16 protein-coding genes are annotated in these 16,484 nt (G+C 59.9%); 12 read left to right on the forward strand and 4 right to left on the reverse strand.

The genetic code is table 11. The annotated features are described in order from the left end of the window. Nucleotides 1-31 precede the first annotated feature (31 nt). Entirely contained in the window at nt 32-724 is a 693-nt protein-coding gene (locus BPHYT_RS25550) for a DUF1223 domain-containing protein (RefSeq protein WP_012427012.1), read from the reverse strand. A gap of 272 nt (nt 725-996) precedes the next feature. On the opposite strand from BPHYT_RS25550, the gene BPHYT_RS25555 reads away from it, so the two are divergent. The 5 genes from BPHYT_RS25555 to BPHYT_RS25575 all read left to right on the forward strand — a co-directional run bounded on the left by BPHYT_RS25555 (nt 997) and on the right by BPHYT_RS25575 (nt 4,868). Beyond that, complete coding sequence (locus BPHYT_RS25555; RefSeq protein ID WP_012427013.1) at nt 997-1,677, forward strand: peroxiredoxin-like family protein; 681 nt, start codon at nt 997-999, stop codon at nt 1,675-1,677. A 100-nt stretch (nt 1,678-1,777) separates the two neighbouring features. Next, nucleotides 1,778-2,350 (forward strand): sigma-70 family RNA polymerase sigma factor, encoded by a 573-nt coding sequence (locus tag BPHYT_RS25560; RefSeq protein WP_012427014.1) that lies wholly within the window; start codon nt 1,778-1,780, stop codon nt 2,348-2,350. After that, on the forward strand, nt 2,347-2,988 hold the full coding sequence (locus BPHYT_RS25565; RefSeq protein WP_012427015.1) for a DUF1109 domain-containing protein: 642 nt from the start codon (nt 2,347-2,349) through the stop codon (nt 2,986-2,988). The genes BPHYT_RS25560 and BPHYT_RS25565 overlap by 4 nt, the downstream gene beginning before the upstream one ends. Before the next feature lie 272 nt (nt 2,989-3,260). Then, nucleotides 3,261-3,506, forward strand: coding sequence for a DUF4148 domain-containing protein (locus BPHYT_RS25570; protein ID WP_012427016.1), 246 nt, complete (start codon nt 3,261-3,263; stop codon nt 3,504-3,506). 477 nt (nt 3,507-3,983) lie between these two features. Next, a complete protein-coding gene (locus BPHYT_RS25575; protein WP_012427017.1) occupies nt 3,984-4,868 on the forward strand; it encodes a patatin-like phospholipase family protein in 885 nt (294 codons plus the stop codon). 93 nt (nt 4,869-4,961) lie between these two features. Here the strand turns inward: BPHYT_RS25575 and BPHYT_RS25580 are convergent, their stop codons facing one another. After that, nucleotides 4,962-5,441, reverse strand: coding sequence for a DoxX family protein (locus tag BPHYT_RS25580; RefSeq protein WP_049869280.1), 480 nt, complete (start codon nt 5,439-5,441; stop codon nt 4,962-4,964). A gap of 252 nt (nt 5,442-5,693) precedes the next feature. Continuing rightward, nucleotides 5,694-6,005: a BufA1 family periplasmic bufferin-type metallophore gene (locus BPHYT_RS25585; protein ID WP_012427019.1), complete on the reverse strand. Its 312-nt coding sequence runs from the start codon at nt 6,003-6,005 to the stop codon at nt 5,694-5,696. A 623-nt stretch (nt 6,006-6,628) separates the two neighbouring features. Here BPHYT_RS25585 and BPHYT_RS25590 point away from each other — a divergent pair. Next, complete coding sequence (locus tag BPHYT_RS25590; RefSeq protein WP_012427021.1) at nt 6,629-8,719, forward strand: FAD-dependent oxidoreductase; 2,091 nt, start codon at nt 6,629-6,631, stop codon at nt 8,717-8,719. Between the two features lie 276 nt (nt 8,720-8,995). Here the strand turns inward: BPHYT_RS25590 and BPHYT_RS25595 are convergent, their stop codons facing one another. Then, on the reverse strand, nt 8,996-10,645 hold the full coding sequence (locus tag BPHYT_RS25595) for a sigma-54 interaction domain-containing protein (protein ID WP_012427022.1): 1,650 nt from the start codon (nt 10,643-10,645) through the stop codon (nt 8,996-8,998). A gap of 336 nt (nt 10,646-10,981) precedes the next feature. Between BPHYT_RS25595 and BPHYT_RS25600 the strand changes: the two genes are divergently transcribed. The 6 genes from BPHYT_RS25600 (at nt 10,982) to BPHYT_RS25625 (ending at nt 16,473) form a co-directional block, all read left to right on the forward strand. Next, nucleotides 10,982-11,359, forward strand: a complete 378-nt coding sequence (locus BPHYT_RS25600) for a DUF485 domain-containing protein (protein WP_012427023.1) — start codon at nt 10,982-10,984, stop codon at nt 11,357-11,359. Continuing rightward, on the forward strand, nt 11,356-12,906 hold the full coding sequence (locus BPHYT_RS25605; protein WP_012427024.1) for a solute symporter family protein: 1,551 nt from the start codon (nt 11,356-11,358) through the stop codon (nt 12,904-12,906). Before BPHYT_RS25600 ends, BPHYT_RS25605 begins: the two co-directional genes overlap by 4 nt. 72 nt (nt 12,907-12,978) lie before the next feature. After that, nucleotides 12,979-13,665 carry a haloacid dehalogenase type II gene (locus tag BPHYT_RS25610; protein WP_012427025.1) on the forward strand — a complete coding sequence of 229 codons (687 nt, stop codon included), beginning with the start codon at nt 12,979-12,981 and terminating at the stop codon, nt 13,663-13,665. A gap of 452 nt (nt 13,666-14,117) precedes the next feature. Then, the gene (locus tag BPHYT_RS25615; protein ID WP_012427026.1) at nt 14,118-14,771 is read left to right on the forward strand and encodes a peroxiredoxin-like family protein; all 654 of its coding nucleotides are present in this window, start codon (nt 14,118-14,120) and stop codon (nt 14,769-14,771) included. 3 nt (nt 14,772-14,774) lie between these two features. Next, a complete protein-coding gene (locus BPHYT_RS25620; protein ID WP_012427027.1) occupies nt 14,775-15,758 on the forward strand; it encodes a DMT family transporter in 984 nt (327 codons plus the stop codon). A 10-nt stretch (nt 15,759-15,768) separates the two neighbouring features. After that, nucleotides 15,769-16,473: a glutathione S-transferase family protein gene (locus BPHYT_RS25625; protein ID WP_012427028.1), complete on the forward strand. Its 705-nt coding sequence runs from the start codon at nt 15,769-15,771 to the stop codon at nt 16,471-16,473. Nucleotides 16,474-16,484: the final 11 nt, after the last annotated feature.

The following is a 16,484-nucleotide window of genomic DNA, read 5'->3' on the forward strand; positions in this document are numbered from 1 at the left end:
AGGCGTCCCACCGAGACGGAGGGAGCGCACGCTAAGGCTCATCTGTCACGCGGGCAGCGCCGACAATGTGTCCGTCCGGGGCCTCGAGCAATACCGCGGTCTTCTCGCCCACAGGGACCTGGGGGTTGAACATAGCCGGTTTGCCAGTCCATTGACCAATCGGCTCGAACGAGCGAACGATGTTGGACTCCTTCAGCGTTCGCCCTCCGTTTTCGCCACGCCCGACGGCGGTCACGTGCTGCGCGTCGTAACCCACCAGAATCACCTGCGCGCTTCCGGAGCCGGCACCGACCGAAACCATAATGGCGTTGCCTTTGCGCACCGCGGACAACGGCGCGGACGTTGAATCCGCAGCCTTCGCTTTCTGAATCGCGACCTCGGCGGACGAGCGGTCCGAACCCACGAGGGCAGTTGTTCCGTCGACGACCATTTCGGGTGTGTAGGAGCCGTCGCCGAAGCGTCGCCCGTATTCAGCCTGACGTTGAGTGGCGATATCGAGGGAAAAAGGGTCCTTCCATCCGAGGCTGTTCCAGTAGGTGACGTGAAAAGCCAAAGGGAGAATGTCGCTTCGCTGCTGACTTAACTCCGACAGATAGGCGTCAGCCGGCGGACAGGATGAACAGCCTTCGGACGTGAAAAGTTCGACAACCACCGGTCGGGGCATTGCTGCAGCAACCGGGAGAGCCACAAGCAGTGAAATGGAAGCAAGCAGACGGGATAGCATGAGTTGACTCCTGGTGAGGATCTTTCATGCATTGGTCGCGGTGGGGCAGGCGATATGACAGCCCGACGAGAAAAAGCTGAGGGGCCTCTTAAGCAGCGTCGTTGTTATTGGGAACCCTGAAAGGGGGAACAATTCCGGTTATATCTCGTGTCATCTTTGGCGCCGAGCCACGACCAAAGGACGGAAGGTAAGTGTCCGTTGTAGTCAGGTGAAGCGTTGCCTTTCCGCTATTTGCCGAGCGGTGGGCAGACGTCGAACCGGAGAACCCTGTCATGTCATTGCAGAAACGTCTCGATGCCTTCAAGGCGACATTCGAGTCCGGGCTACCTCCTTACAATGTGCACCGTTCTGCCGTCGATACGCTCCAGCGGGCGACCGACGAACTGATCGAATCCGGTCTTGCTGAGCGAGCAAAAAAGGTCGGCGACGTTGCGCCGTGTTTTATCCTGAAGGATCCAGACCACTGGCCGATCGGTTCGCGCAAGCTGATTGCCGACGGTCCGCTGGTACTGACGTTCTATCGCGGCGTGTGGAGCCCATACTGCAATCTGGACCTTCAGGCGCTGCAGGCGGCACTGCCCGACATCGTCGCCCGTGGAGCGAGCCTGATGGCAATTTCGCCGCAGAACGCGGTCAATAGCCGCAGGACGATCCATGAGAACCGCCTCAGTTTCCCGATACTCGGCGACCCACGCGGTGAACTTTCGGCAGCCTACGGACTGCGCGTCGCGTTGCCGGACTATCTTGTCGAACTGTACCTGACCACATTCGGGACCGACCTGTCGTCATTTAACGACGACCCCTCGTGGACGCTGCCGATGCCGGCGAGGTTCGTCATCGACCAGGACGGCATCATCGCTTACGCCGAGGTGAGTCCGGACTTCACGAAACGTCCCGACCCCGCCGAGCTGCTTCCGGTTCTTGATGGACTTGTCGCCGGAGGCCGGGCATGAGATTTTTGCACCACGGCTCCAGGAGGGAAACATTTCTTTGCTATCCGCGTAAATGTTTATCACGCAGTTTATTTGGTGCCAACTGTAACCCGAACCCGCAATGAACCGAACTACCGAAAATGGACCGGCGAGTCCCGTCGAAGAGAGACTGAAAGCTCTCTTCGTGCGCGGTCTGGATGGGAACGCGGCGGCTTATCAGGCGTTTCTCAGCGACCTGACCGGGCATCTGCGCGGATTCCTGAGAAAGCGTCTCTTCTATCTGCAAGACGATGTCGAGGACCTGGTCCAGGAGATTTTGCTGGCAGTGCATAATGGACGCCATACCTACCGTCCGGACCAGCCGTTGACGGCCTGGGTGCATGCGATCGCCCGCTATAAACTGGCGGACTTTTTTCGCGCACGCTCGCGCCGGGAAGCCTTGCACATGCCGCTGGACGATGAACTCGAGATCTTCGCCACCTGTGATGTCGAACCTGCGGAGGCCCGGCGTGACCTGAGCAAGCTGCTCGAACAGTTGCCCGACCGTCAGCGCCTGCCGATTCTGCACGTCAAGCTGGAAGGGCTGTCGGTGACTGAAACCGCAAAGCTCACTGGCCTGTCGGAGTCGGCGGTCAAGGTTGGCGTGCACCGCGGTTTGAAAGCATTGGCACTGAAGTTTCAAGGCACATCATGAAGACAGAGGATCTTGTTTCACTGCTGGCCGCGGGGGTGCCCGCGATCGATCATAACCTTTCGGCAAAGCGATTCAGCTGGGCGATGTTATGCGGCGGTGTCGGTTCCACGGTGCTCATGGCAATCGTTTATGGCGTTCGCCCCGATATCGGCGCGGTGATTAAGACGCCGCTGTTCTGGATCAAGCTGGCTCTTCCGCTGTGCCTCGCATTCGCTGCGTTGCTGGCGACGGCGCGACTATCCCGGCCAGGATCTGCGGTAGGCCGCGCGTGGGCCGCGCTTGCCGCGCCTGTGCTCACCGTGTGGATTGCGACGCTCGTCCTGTTGTGGTTGGCCCCTCCCGATGCGCGCTTGCCCCTCGTAATGGGCAATACGTGGCGCGTATGTCCACGTAATATCGCGTTGCTTTCCGTGCCAGTTTTCATCACGGTATTCTGGGCTATGCGAGGTCTGGCACCCACGCGTCTCAGGCTGGCCGGTGCCGCAGGCGGCCTGCTGGCGGGAGCGACTGCCGCGGTTGCTTACTGTTTCCACTGCCCCGAGATGGGTGTGCCATTCTGGGCAGTCTGGTATCTCCTCGGCATGCTGATCCCCACGCTTGCTGGCGCGGCGCTGGGGCCCCGGTTGCTAAAGTGGTGAGTTGGACCGCTGGAAGGTCAAACTGTGTTCAGCCAGCGCTATGCAGAGGTGCGTGCTGAACACCTGGCGCCGCGTACCTGAAACCCAACCTTACTTTTTGCGTGTTCTGTAACCAATCCGGGCCAATAGGCGAAATACCTTATGAAGCACAGGTATAAGCCTGTGCTTGAGCGATCGACGCCGGGAATGCCGGACGACCTGGAGCGCCAGGATTGGTTGGCATTCGGGCAGGTCGACCAATACTCCGATCAATACCCCTTTGGGAGAGTATTGTGAAAGTGAACAAGTTGGTCATTATCATGGCCGTGGCAACTCTCGGCATGTCGGCGCTGGCGAGTGCGCAGCCTGTGCAGGGCGCTGATGGAAACTCAATAGCGGCAGGATCGAATCAAGGTCCGAAGACTCGCGAGCAGGTGCGTGAAGAACTGGCTCATGCGCGCATGAACGGTACTATCCCGCGTTTCGGCAATCCCGATCCTTATGGGCCTGGCGGCACACCGAATTCCATCCGGCGCTAAACGGAGGGCAGGGAATAGCCAGGAAAACTGACCGTCGAGGTTCAATCCGTTCGCGGTAGTAATGCGGCTACGGAGGATCATGACGTGAGGCACGTCTCGTGGTATGCGAAAACCAGGTTCCGGTCGGAATGAGTCGGGTGTCGTATATGGTTATCCTAATGATTGGCTGTTGAGAAGGAAACTGAAGATCCAATACCAACGATGCAGACGGCGACGAAGCGCGAGCGCGAGTTGATGCAAATGCAAAACCGGTTGCTGGAACTTTCCAAAATGCACTGATACTGTCCCGTGCGTCGTTCCCGATTCTGCCTTGTGTGCGATTTCGACATTCCCACAAGCAGCGGTTCGGCAACCGGATGTGAGGCGGTCGGCTCCATCCGGGCGACGTCGTTGTGATCGGACCACCTGTCATTGGTGCGAGTTCGCTCGATGAGTCATGGAGAACGGACCCGGTATTACACGGCAGCAGAGGCAGACATGTCTACTTATCCGAATTTGTCCGCTCCACCCGGCTTGACCGCCTTTGTGTTCGCAGGCGGCGGCAGCCTCGGCGCGATCGAAGTTGGCATGCTGCGCGAGTTGCTCGATCATGGTGTGCATCCGGGTTGCGTGATCGGCGCATCCGCCGGTGCGATCAATGCGGCGTATTTTGCTGGCCGGCCCGACGGCGATTGCGTAGCTATGCTCGAATTACTGTGGTGTCGGATCAGGAGGCGGGACATCATGCCGCTCACCATGTTCGGGTTGCTCGAGATGGTTCTGAGTCGGCGCTCCCACCTTGTCGAAGCCACAGCGCTGCGCATGCTGCTGGAAAAGAATTTGTCGTATTCCCGGGTGGAGCATGCGGCCATACCACTTCACATTGTCGCGACGGACATGCAAAGCGGCAAAGAAATTATCCTTTCGTCTGGCCCGCTGGTGGATGCCGTCCTCGCGAGCGCTGCGATTCCCGGTGTGTTCCCGCCGGTGCGCATTGATGGGGTGGATCTGGTCGACGGCGGCGTGGCGAACAATACGCCGATCTCCGTGGCCGTCTCACTTGGTGCGACACGCGTCATTGTGCTTCCGGCCGGGTTTGCCTGCGCAATGCGCAAGCCGCCCGGTAATGCAATCGCGCAGGCCATGCACGCGCTGACACTTCTCATTGCGCGTCAGCTTGTGCGCGATCTGGAATCCTATTCATCCCGCGCAGAGATCTTTGTAGTGCCGCCATTGTGTCCGCTCGATGTGTCGCCTTACGACTACACGCAGTGCGACCGCCTGATTGAGCGTGCGGCTGCGAAGACGCGTGCATGGTTGAACGAAGGCGGTCTTGAGCGCGGAGTAATCCCGGGTGAGCTACGCGAACACAAGCATGCGTGACTAGAGCGAGCGGAGGCGCTAGACGACAGTGGCATCGTTGCCGTGATTCTGTCGCCCTCTCACGTAGTCGTGCATCGCCATGAAATCACCCGATCACGACCTGGGCGACCTGTCGCCAAGCAGATAGTCAATCGATATCAGGCCAGGCCCCCAGGCTGCAATTCCCAGTGCCATTGCCAACCAGGTCAGATGGATGGGCCAGCCGTCCGGTACGGTCAGCTCAACGATGCATGTCATCAATATCAGGCCGGCCGCGGCGAACCGGGTTCCGAGGCCAAGCACGAGCAGCACAGGGAATGTCACCTCGCCGAGCCCCGACAGAAACGCAAAAACAGCTGGCGCGGGAAACGGATACGGACCACCTGGGAGGTGCAACTTGAACTCGTCCGTGAACAGGTCGATCGCCGTATCGCTCAGTTGAAGGAAGCCGTGCCATTTGAGAATGCCCGACTTCCAGAACGGCACAGCGAGGGCAAGCCGCAGGACGAGTTGAACGAGCCACGGTTGTGCGAGCTGCTGGATCAACCGCCTCGCCGTGCCAATCGCAGATACGACCACGTCCGGAATCGGCAGTTTTACGTTCTATAGGTTCGACATCTCTGTGAATCTCCAAGTTGGACGGCGACAAATACGCCGGCTGGGATCGTCCCTGCCAGGTTGGCCAGTCACGTCCGCGAGGCTCGCACGCAGGTGCTGATGCCTGAAACGGGTCCAGGCAAGCCCGTGTGCGACAGGCATCGCGTGGAGGGGGCGGTCTGTCCGGCCAACTGCCGTTGTCATCGTGGACCTGCCCATGGCCGCCCCTTCCTCGTGTGGTTCGCCGAATCAGGACTTCAACGGGGTGAGCGAGCCGTGGCCGCCACCCGGCACTTGGATGCTCGTGCAGGTGCCGCCCTGAACGAACTTCCACGAGTTACCCTGGAAATCCATCGCGGATGTGCCCTGACACGTGGTACCGGGACCGGCGGCGCAGTCGTTTTGCCCCTTCAGGGCAACGCCGTAGCACTTCTCCTTGTGCGCGGCGACAGCAGCGGCTCCTTCGGCGGGTGTAAGTGGTGCTGCATGGGCGACTGATGCAAGCAGGCTCGCGACAACGCCGGCGAGGAGGGTGGAGCTGACCGTGATCTTTGTGGACATGGAATTTCTCCAGTAGTTGGGATGGAAGGTACCCGTGATGGATACGTGATCTAATTCGTGGGCAGTAGATGTCTGGTTACAGGGGAATCGCTTTTTTTTGCTTTCGACGTGTGGAGCGATGATGTCTGCCAGAAGCGCCGTGGTCCAACCGCTCGCAGTAGTTCGCTGCCGGTTGCCAGCCGGTTGCAGCACACTGCCGTTTTTTTTATCGACGGTCGACGCGCTGAAGTGGTTCCAGTCGTCGGGCACGAACGGACCGCGTGAGTGCCACCCGGGTTCGGGACAGACTGGACGGCCTGAGTTTTGCATGTTTATTTTGTATTGCTAAACAAAAAGGACGATTACGCACATCCAATGTTTCCTCCAGCCTGGCATCTGAGCGGCGAAGAAGATTCTTCGACCGCCGTAACCGTGTGGCCGCCGGAGACGAACTATCAGTCGGATGTGGACGGTAGTGGTCTCGGAGAGCCGTTGACGTCTTGCGGGCAGCCAGACACGGGCAGGCGCTACGACTGGCTTGCCGTCCTGAGCCAATACGTTACCCCACGAACCGGTGCGGCGGTCCGCTCTCTGTCCGCAGCGGAACTCCGAACCGTTCATGGATAGTCGGACGATCGATCCCTATGTTACGAAAGACCCTTAAACGTGCCTGCGGTTTCGGCCTCGCGCTGCGCGTGCTATGTATGCCCTGGGTGCTGTTGTTTGCCCGGATCTGGTTTGGACAGGTCGTCTTCGTGCATCAGATCATGACGATGGCAGAAGGCCCAAATGATGGTCTGTTTTCCGGCGGCCTGCATGTCCCGTCCGGGCTCGATGCAGCGCTGCACAGTGTGGTGCCGTTGCTGCTTACCATGGGGCTGCTGGCTCGTCCTGTTGCGCTGGTGCTGCTCATCGAAACAATCGCCGACAGTCACGGTGCGCTGGCGGTGGGCGCACAGGGAGCCAAACTCGCGCTCCTTTCATGGCTCATCGTAAGCGGGGCGGGGGCCATGTCGCTCGACAATCTTCTGGGGCGCGGCGTGTCATGGATTCCATTTCGCCCGATAAGGCTCACGCGTGGGCTTTATGTCTGGTTCGAACGCTATCTGGGTCCGCTTCTTCAGTTTGTTATTCGTGCCGGGCTTGCCACTTCACTCGTTAACTTCGTATTGCCAACGGGTTCGTTGTTGCAGAAATCGATGTTGGGCGCCGCGGCGACTTCTCCTGTTCACCCAGCCTGGTGTGCGGCGGCGCTCGCGTTGGCGCTGACGCTTGGCTGCGCGACGCGCTTTGCCGCGCTCGTCATCGCGGTGATGGTGCCAGTGGCCGGTATCGCCATGTCGACCGACGACCGGCTGGCAGTCCTGCTTCTTCTTTTGGTGCTTGTGGTCGCAGGCGGTGGCGCATTTTCCGTCGATTGGCTGCTCGACCGGTGGACGGGCACCAAATCGCAGGAAGACGATTCCGACCCAGAGGATCTGCCGCATGTCGTCGTAGTCGGGGGCGGCTTTGGCGGCGTCGCAGCCGCGCAGGGACTGCGCAATGCGCGCTGTCGGGTCACGCTGATCGACCAGCGCAACCATCATCTGTTTCAGCCGCTGCTCTATCAGGTGGCTACGGCCGCGCTGTCGCCCGCGGAGATCGCCACGCCGATCCGCAGCCTGTTCCGGCGGCAGCGCAACGTTCAGGTCATGCTGGGGCAGGTGACGGGGGTGGATGCGGTCGCGCGCGAGGTACACGTTGGTACGCTAGCCGTGAAATTCGACTATCTGGTGCTGGCGACAGGCGCTCGCCACAGCTATTTTGGCAAGGACAGTTGGGCGCCTTTTGCACCGGGCCTGAAGAGTATCGAAGATGCGACCGATGTGCGCAGTCGCCTGTTGCGGGCGTTCGAGGAAGCGGAAAGCGCGGCGAGCGAGACCGAGCGGGCCGCGTGGCTGACTTTCGTGATCGTCGGCGGCGGTCCCACCGGCATCGAACTGGCGGGTGCCATCGCCGAACTGGCCCGGCACGGGATGGCCGAGGAATACCGCAAGATCGATCCGGCCCGCGCTCGCGTGATCCTGTTGCAGTCGGGCCCGCGCATCCTGCCCACTTTCGCCGCTACGCTATCGGGCGCGGCAGAACGCTCACTGCAAGCGCTCGGGGTCGAGGTGCGGCTCGACACCCGGGTGCTGGGCGTCGACAGCGAGGGTGTCGACATTGGAGGGCAGCGCATCGCCGCACGTACCGTTCTATGGGCGGCGGGCGTGGCAGCGTCGCCTGCGGCTCAATGGTTGAACCGGACCGCTGATCCGTCGGGACGGCTTGCCGTGGGCGCCGACCTGTCCGTGCCGGACCTGCAAAGGATCTATGCGATAGGCGATACGGCATCCTGTCTGGGATGGCGCGGCGCAGTTGTTCCTGGTCTCGCACCCGCGGCCAAGCAGCAGGGCCTGTATGTGGCCGGCGTGATCGCGGCCAGTCTTTCGGGGCGGCGCCCGCCGCCGCCGTTTCGCTACCGGCATTTTGGCAGTCTTGCCACGATCGGGCGTCAGGCGGCTGTTGCCGAGATCGGCAAACTTCGCGTATGGGGGGAGCCCGCGTGGTGGTTTTGGGGCGCAATTCATATCGCCTTCCTCGTCGGTGGACGGAACCGGGCCATCGTTGTTCTCGATTGGCTCTGGGCGTATCTCACCTACCGGCGCAGCACCCGGCTCATTACAGGCGATACGCGAGACAAGATGATGGATTGATAGGCAAGCTGTACCAACATGTGCTGTGGTGTGAGACCCGGAGATTAACTCCTGGTCGATCCTGAAAACGGATCCTGTCAACGAGACGGGACCCGTGCACTGTTCGACTACAAGATGAATAGATGACGTCGTCGGGAAAGCGAGGCAGCTCTACAGAAGTTGCCTCGGCCGCGAAGCGCACACGTGGATTTAGTCAATACGATCCATATTGTTCTGCCAGTAAGTGAGCCGGACGCGCGGCGCGTCGCGGGAATTGATGTGTAATTGAGCGTGTCTTTATGACGCGGCGCGAAGTTTACGAACAACGCTTGACTGGCTCAGTCCGAGCAGGCGAGCAGCATCCCTCGTATTTCCAACCTGACGCATTGCATCTTCAACGAGGCGGCGTTCGAACCGCTCGACTCGTTGTCTGAAGGAATTGGGTTCGGCGTCCAGCACTTCCCGTGGCAGGACGCCGTCCAGGAATTCGGGATCGATAACATCGCTTTCACACGTCACAATGAGCCGCTCGACAACGTTCCGGAGCTCACGAACGTTTCCCGGCCAGTCATAGGCGATCAGCAACGCCAGCGTCTGTTCTGACATCGTTCTATGACAGCCGTAACGTTCGTTGAACTCCCCGACGAACTGATGCACCATCGGAGCAACGTCGTCCTTGCGGTCGGCAAGCGACGGAATCGGAATGGGAATTACGTTGAGGCGATAGTAAAGATCGTCGCGGAATGTCCGGGCCTCGACCATGCTCTTCAAGTCCCGGTTAGTCGCGGCGATAACTCTTACGTCGACCGCAGCCGCGCGCGTACCACCGACCCGCACAACCGTCCGGTCCTGCAGCATCTGAAGCAGCTTGACCTGAAGATCCAGAGGCATATCGCCGATTTCATCCAGAAACAACGTGCCTTTGTTGGCCAGCTCGACCAGGCCGCTTTTGCCGGTACGCTGTGCGCCGGTGAAGGCGCCGGGTTCGTACCCAAACAGTTCGGATTCGAGAAGGTCATGAGGTAAAGCGCCGCAATTGATCTTGATGAATGGGCCTGCCGAGCGCGCGCTGTGACCGTGAATCATGCTCGCGATCACGTCTTTGCCCACGCCAGATTGTCCTGTTATGAGTACGGTCGCGTCAACCCGCGCGACGCGCATCGCCAGTTCAGCAACGCGTCTCATTGGTTCGCTGCGAACGACTACATGTTCCACCTGCAGGTTCTGCAGTCGCAGCGCCTCGTTTTCTTCGTCGACCTTTCGGAGCTTTTCCCGAGTCTGTGCCAGTGCGTCCTGCAGTTGGCGTAGCTCGGTCGTGTCGCGGGAATTGATGATGACCTTGCGAACAGTGCCTGCCGCGTCGACCAGCGGTATGCCAGTGACGAGAATCGTTTTTCCAGTGTGAGTATGCTGCGTCGTCGAGATCCGCTGGCCGGTTCGTGCAACCTGGGCCGCAACCACTGGCCGGATCCAGCCGGCTTTCTCGAACTCCGAGACGTGACGGCCGATCATGTCCGCGGCGCTGAGATCGTAATTGCGCTCGCAGCCTTCGTTGACCATGAGTGTCATACCTGCACCGTCGGCAACGAAAATGCCGTCGAATGAGTTTCGAAAAATTTCTTCGAAGTCAAGGGCGGACTGTTGAAGCCGGTCCAGGCCGGGGAAGACTCGCGTGCTATCTCCGTAAGGAACCAGCATAAGCAAAGCCTCACGCTCCTTTCGGTACACGCTGAGCGCGTAAGTTTGCGCCCCGGCCACGAGGACTCCGCGTCCATCAGCGTTACTGACTTCCTGCAAAGCTTCTAAACAGGCGCGCGACACTGTCGTGTCGGTCGCTTCGAGAAGCGAACGTGCAACAGCGTTCAGCCATACCAGTTCGCCTGCGCGTTGCCATGCCATCCCCACCGGATGAGTTTCGAGCAGGTCAGCAAGCGAATTCTCCTTCATTGTCTGAGGCCTCCATGCTGTCAGACAGCATACACCAGCACCCATCAACGAAAAATGCCTTCGTTCCACGCTGTTGAAAGGCGAGTCAAATCTGACTCGTTGCGATCCGAAACTGGTTCGAACAGCCGGATTAACGCATCCACCGACAGGTATCGATGTGCGCAAGCTCCCCTTGAGCGGCAAGCCTGGCGCTCCCTTACAAAGAACGTGGGCCTGCTAAGGGCGGCATGGCGTAGACCTTGCAATCAACGTCTCTATCACCGGACGCTATAGCGCGAAGTGGTACGCAACATATGCAGCAGCAAGCCAAACTCAAAATGAAATCTGGAGACAACCATGACTGAGCTTATGAGGACTGTGCCACTCATTGATCCGAATGCGTTATTCATCGATAAGGTCAAAGTCGATGGTCCCGCGCGTACGGTGCTGCAATCAGCGTCGTTCCGCCATCTGATGTCAGTGAAGCGTCGCGCGATTGTGCCGCTACTTGGCACGAGTCTTCTGTTCACCTTCATGGTTGCGTTGCTGGCCGGTTATGCGCCGGGCTTCATGGCTTCGAGGGTAGCCGGTTCGTTCACCCTTGGCTACCTGCTCGTCCTGGGGATCTACCTCGCATGCTGGATTGTCTCGATAATCTACGTTGTACTGGCGAACAGAAAGTTTGAAGTGCTGGCGCTTGAGGTCGCCCGCGATCACCGGGGAGAGCCAAAGTGAAGCTACTTACCATCGTGATTTTCATGATCATTCTGGCGGTTACGCTGATGATCACTTACTGGGCCGCACGCAGGACACGGACGACATCGGAGTTCTACGCAGCCGGCGGGAACCTCAGCGCAAGGGAAAACGGGTTCGCACTTGCCGGCGACTGGATGAGTGCCGCTGCGTTTCTGGGATTTTCGGGGCTGGTTTCGCTATATGGCATGGACGGTTCGCTGTATGCGGTCGCTGCGCTCGCTGCGTTTCTCGTCGTACTCATGCTGATCGCCGAGCCGGTGCGTAACACGGGACGTTACACCTTTGGTGACGTTATCGCAGAGCGGATGAAACGGCCGGGCGCGCGCCTCGCCACTATTGTAGGAACGGTGGTGGTCAATCTTGCCTACATGGTGCCGCAGATGGCCGGGGCCGGCGCGTTGATCAAACTGATGCTGGGCGTCCCCTACGACGTCGCAGTCGTCCTCGTCGGCATTGGCATGATCGTCTATGTTCTGTTCGGCGGAATGATTGCGACCACGTGGGTGCAGATTGTGAAGGCGATGCTGCTTCTTGTTGCCGCGTGCGTTCTTGTCTCGATGCTGCTGGCGGCTGTGCGGTTCAACCCGCTTGCACTGTTTGCATCTGTCGAAAGACTCTACGGATCAAAAATGCTGGCGTCCGGCGGCTACTTCCATCATCCACTGGACACGATGTCGCTTTTCATTTCGTTCATCTTCGGTGTTGCCGGACTTCCTCACATCATGACGCGATTTTATACGGTCCCAGACGCAAGGACTGCCCGGAAATCGGTCCTATGGCTCATGTTTCTAGCCGGCAGTTTTTTCATGGTCACCACGCTGATTGGGTTCGCTTCCGCGGTGTTCGTCGGCCAGGACGCAATACGCGCCGCGGACAAGGGGGGCAATCTCGCACTTCCATTGCTCGCGCAGTATCTCGGCGGCGGAGCGGGCTCGCTGGGCGGACAGATCTTTCTCGCCAGCATCTGCGCGATAGCTTTTGCCGCAATACTCGCAGTTGTCGCCGGGCTCACGCTCGCTTCCTCTGGCGCTATAGCCCACGATCTTTATGTGAATGTCCTGCGTAAGGGGGCTGTCAGCGACGCTGAACAGGTCCGGGTCGCGCGTATCGCAACGGTTGCCGTGGGGATAGCCGCAATCGGTCTGAGTCTTCTCGCCCAGGGCCTGAATGTCGGCGTTCTCGTTATTCTCGCCATCTCGGTCGCGGCCTCCTCGAATTTTCCGATCATCCTGCTTTCGATTTTCTGGCGCCGTTTCAATACGGCCGGCGTGATCGGTGGCGTCATTGGCGGGCTTACCTCATCGGTTGCCCTTGCGTTCGTCGGTCCTGCTTTCATGGGCAGCCATGCGCTCTTTCCGATCGTCAATCCGGCGATCGTCAGTCTGCCGATCGGACTCTTCAGCGCGTGGCTTTGCACCATGCTGTCAAGGCCCACACCTACGCAGGATGGCGACTTCGAAGCGTTCTACCTGCGTGCGCAAACGGGCATCGTGTGTGATGCCACATCATCCAGATCTTCGCGGTAAGCGGCAGTGCCGTTCCCATACCATGGGCGTCCGTGGCTACCCATTCCAGGCGATCTACTCAAAGGAACAATCATGAAACCAATCAAGGCTCTCGTTTTTGATCTTTACGGCACGCTTTACGACGTGCACTCCGTTGCCGGCGCGTGCGGTGAGAGGTTCCCGGGGCGGGGCCTCGAGATCAGCATTCTCTGGCGACAAAAGCAGCTCGAATACACATGGTTGCGTACCCTCATGGGCGACTATGTGCCATTCGAGAAAGCGACGGACGATGCGCTTGACTTCGTCGCATCGCACCTGAAACTTTCATTGACCACGGCGGCGCACAAGGATCTGTGCGACGCTTATCTCCGGCTTCAACCCTATCCCGGTGTTGAAGCGACGCTTACGAGCCTGCGGGAAAGGGGGCTACCGCTTGCAATCCTGTCCAACGGATCGTCGTTCTCGATCGGCTCGGTCGTGAAGAATTCGGGCCTTGACCATCTTTTTGACCACCTGATCAGTGTCGAAAGCACCAAAGTCTTCAAACCTCACGACGCCGTCTACAGGCTCGCGGAAAATGCACTCGGTTGGTCAAGGGACGAGATCCTTTTCGTGTCGTCGAATGGATGGGATGCCTGTGGAGCGCGACACTTCGGGTACCAGGTATGCTGGGTCAACCGTAACGGGAATACGCTCGATGTGCTGGGGCAAAAGCCAGACTTCGCCGTTACCGATCTGCGGGAATTGCCCGACCTCGTCGGCAATGCCGTGATGTCCTGACGACGACTGAAGCGCGGCTGCCTGATGCCGCGCCGCCAAGGACGCCGTGAAAGCGGTCGCAGCGCACGGGCAGCCGTCTCCCGCAAGAACTCATAGCCACTGAGGAGGTATGCGCCACTTTATGCCAGCAACTATTCCAGACCACCTCCGCGACCGGCTGTCTGATATCGATGTAGTGCGGCTTTCCATCGAAACGATTGGCCGTGCCCTGATTACAGGAACGCATAACCAAACCGCCAAAAGCACTGGGTCGTCGCATCCAGCACTTTCTGTTCGTCAAATTCCCGGCGCCTCGCCATTCTGTGTCACCTGTCCATTCATCGCGCAACGCACTTGCGAGTTTCGCTCCGCTGAGCAATTATAGAGCGAATGATCTAAAATGAGAGGACGGCGCAAACGCAGCCGTGGGCATATGAACTTTGGGAAAGGTTTGCTCTGAAGAGGAGAGAGCCGTGGGACTGCAGGAGCAATTGGACACCTTCAGGGCCGACTTTGCGCGCACTGCGCCGTCGGGGCGCGTCGTGCTCTATGAGGCCAGGATCGAAGAACTGCGCGCCAGCTTCGCGCTGGGGGAAGCGGTGAGAACCGGCGATAAGGCACCTGACTTCTCGTTGCCGGATGTAGGAGGCAATCCAGTTTCGCTGTCTGATCTGTTGCTGCGTGGTTCCGTCGTCGTCACGTTTTACCGCGGCGGATGGTGTCCGTATTGCAATATCCAGTTGCGTGCCTACCAGACAATCCTTCCAGAGATGGGTGCGCTGGGTGCCCGGTTGGTCGCGATTTCGCCGCAGCTTCCCGACGGTTCGCTCAGCACCGCGCAGACAAACGCACTCACCTTCGATGTCCTCAGCGATGTCGGCGATGCCGTCGCACGCCGCTACGGGCTTGTTTATGCACTCCCCGAGGACCTCCGCGATGCGCTGCGCTCTAACAACAAGGCACTCCCCGTAATCAATGGCGACGGGAGCTGGGAACTGCCGCTCCCTGCCACGTACGTGATTGGCCCCGATGGGCATATTGCGCTTGCCAGTATTGAGGTCGATTACCGGAAGCGGCTCGAGCCGGATGCGATCCTCGCCGCGGTGAAGTCGCTTCGGGCGGTGTGATCGATGGCCAACGGCAAGGTATCAGACGCGATGGCCGTTGACGCCGAGCCGACGACGCAGCGAGGTGCCTCACGCGCACGTTTGGCGGGGTTCGCCTGCGCGGCGCTTACCGTCATGATCTTTTCGGGCTGGTTTGTTGTGACACGTTTCGGTGTCACACGCGAGCTTCGCATCTGGGATATTGCGGCGCTCCGGTTCGGCATTGGCGCCATGCTTCTCGCTCCGGCGGTCGTGCGCCGGGGTTCGCGCCTGCCCATCGCAGCCTGGGGCGAAGGTCTGTTATTCGCCGTGCTCTGGGGCGTGCCTTTCGTGCTGCTCGTCGCGCTCGGGTTGAAGCTGACTTCTGCGGCTGAGGCCGCATCCGTTGCGCCAACGTTGATGCCTGTCTTTGCTGGCGTGTTTGCCTGGTGTTTCCTGCGCGAGCGGCAGGGAAGCTTACGCTGGCTCGGGTATGCGGCGATCGTCACCGGCCTTGTCTGCCTGGTGAGTGCCGGTGCGGCAGCCCGCGGCGCGCCGGACCTCTGGGGTATCGCCGCGCTGGCCGCAGCGGCCGTCATGTGGGCTATCTATACGCTGCTTTTTCGCCGTAGCGGGCTGACACCGGTCCAGTCCGCCGCACTGATCTGCGTCTGGTCTGCGGCACTCTATCTTCCGGCTTATCTGCTCCTGGGTCTCAGCCGGTTCAGCCTGGCCTCACAAGGCGAGATCGCGCTGCAGGTCTGCTATCAGGGCGTGCTGATGAGCGGCGTCGCGCTGATCACCTATAACCGTGCCGTCTCCCTGCTCGGTTCTTCGGCTGCGACCGCTGTCATTGCGCTGCTCCCTGCTGTTGCCTCGATTCTCGCCATCCCTGTTCTCGGCGAAATACCGTCGCTGGCCGAAGGGATGTCGATCGCCGTCATCGTTCTCGGCGTGCTGCTCGCTTCCAGGCCAGCGGCCGCGGGCCGAGCATCCACGCGCCCTTCATCCACCCGTCCGCAAGCCTGAGAATACCGCCATGATCCGTTTTTATTTCCACCCGACGCCAAACCCAGCCAAGATAGCTCTGTTTCTTGAGGAGACGGGTCTGCCCTATGAGGTGGTTCCCATCGATACGAGCAAGGGCGAACAGCACACAGCGCAATTCCGCGTGATCAATCCCAACGGCAAGGTGCCCGCCATCGTTGATACCGAAGGGCCGGGCGGCAAGGAGGCGCGCGTGTTCGACTCCACCGCGATCCTGCTCTATCTGGCGGAGAAGACCGGCAATTTGCAGGGCGCGCCGCAGGACAGGCCAGAACTGCTTTCCTGGCTCCTGTTCCTCGCCTCGGGCCTCGGCCCGTTTTCGGGCCAGGCCGTGCACTTCCAGTTCGCCGCGCCCGAAGGACTCGACTATGCGGTGAACCGTTATCGACGCGAGGCAGAGCGCCATTATCAGGTTCTGAACGATCATCTGGAAGGGCGATCGTATATCGTCGGCGAAACGTACACGATCGCGGATATCTCGGCCTGGGGATGGCTCGATCGCGCCTCGCGCGTGCTCAAAGGCGCAGACGATCCGCTGGCGGCGTTTCCGAATCTCAGGCGTCTGTTCGAAACGGTCGATGCACGTCCCGCGGTGGCCCGCGCCAGAGCAGTCGGCAAGGACCACGAGTTCAAGAAGGTCAACGACGAGGAGACCCGACGTGCGCTTTTCCCGTCCAACTATTCCCCGGTGGCCTAGGCCGACACTGA

Source organism: Paraburkholderia phytofirmans PsJN (assembly GCF_000020125.1).
GTDB lineage: Bacteria > Pseudomonadota > Gammaproteobacteria > Burkholderiales > Burkholderiaceae > Paraburkholderia > Paraburkholderia phytofirmans.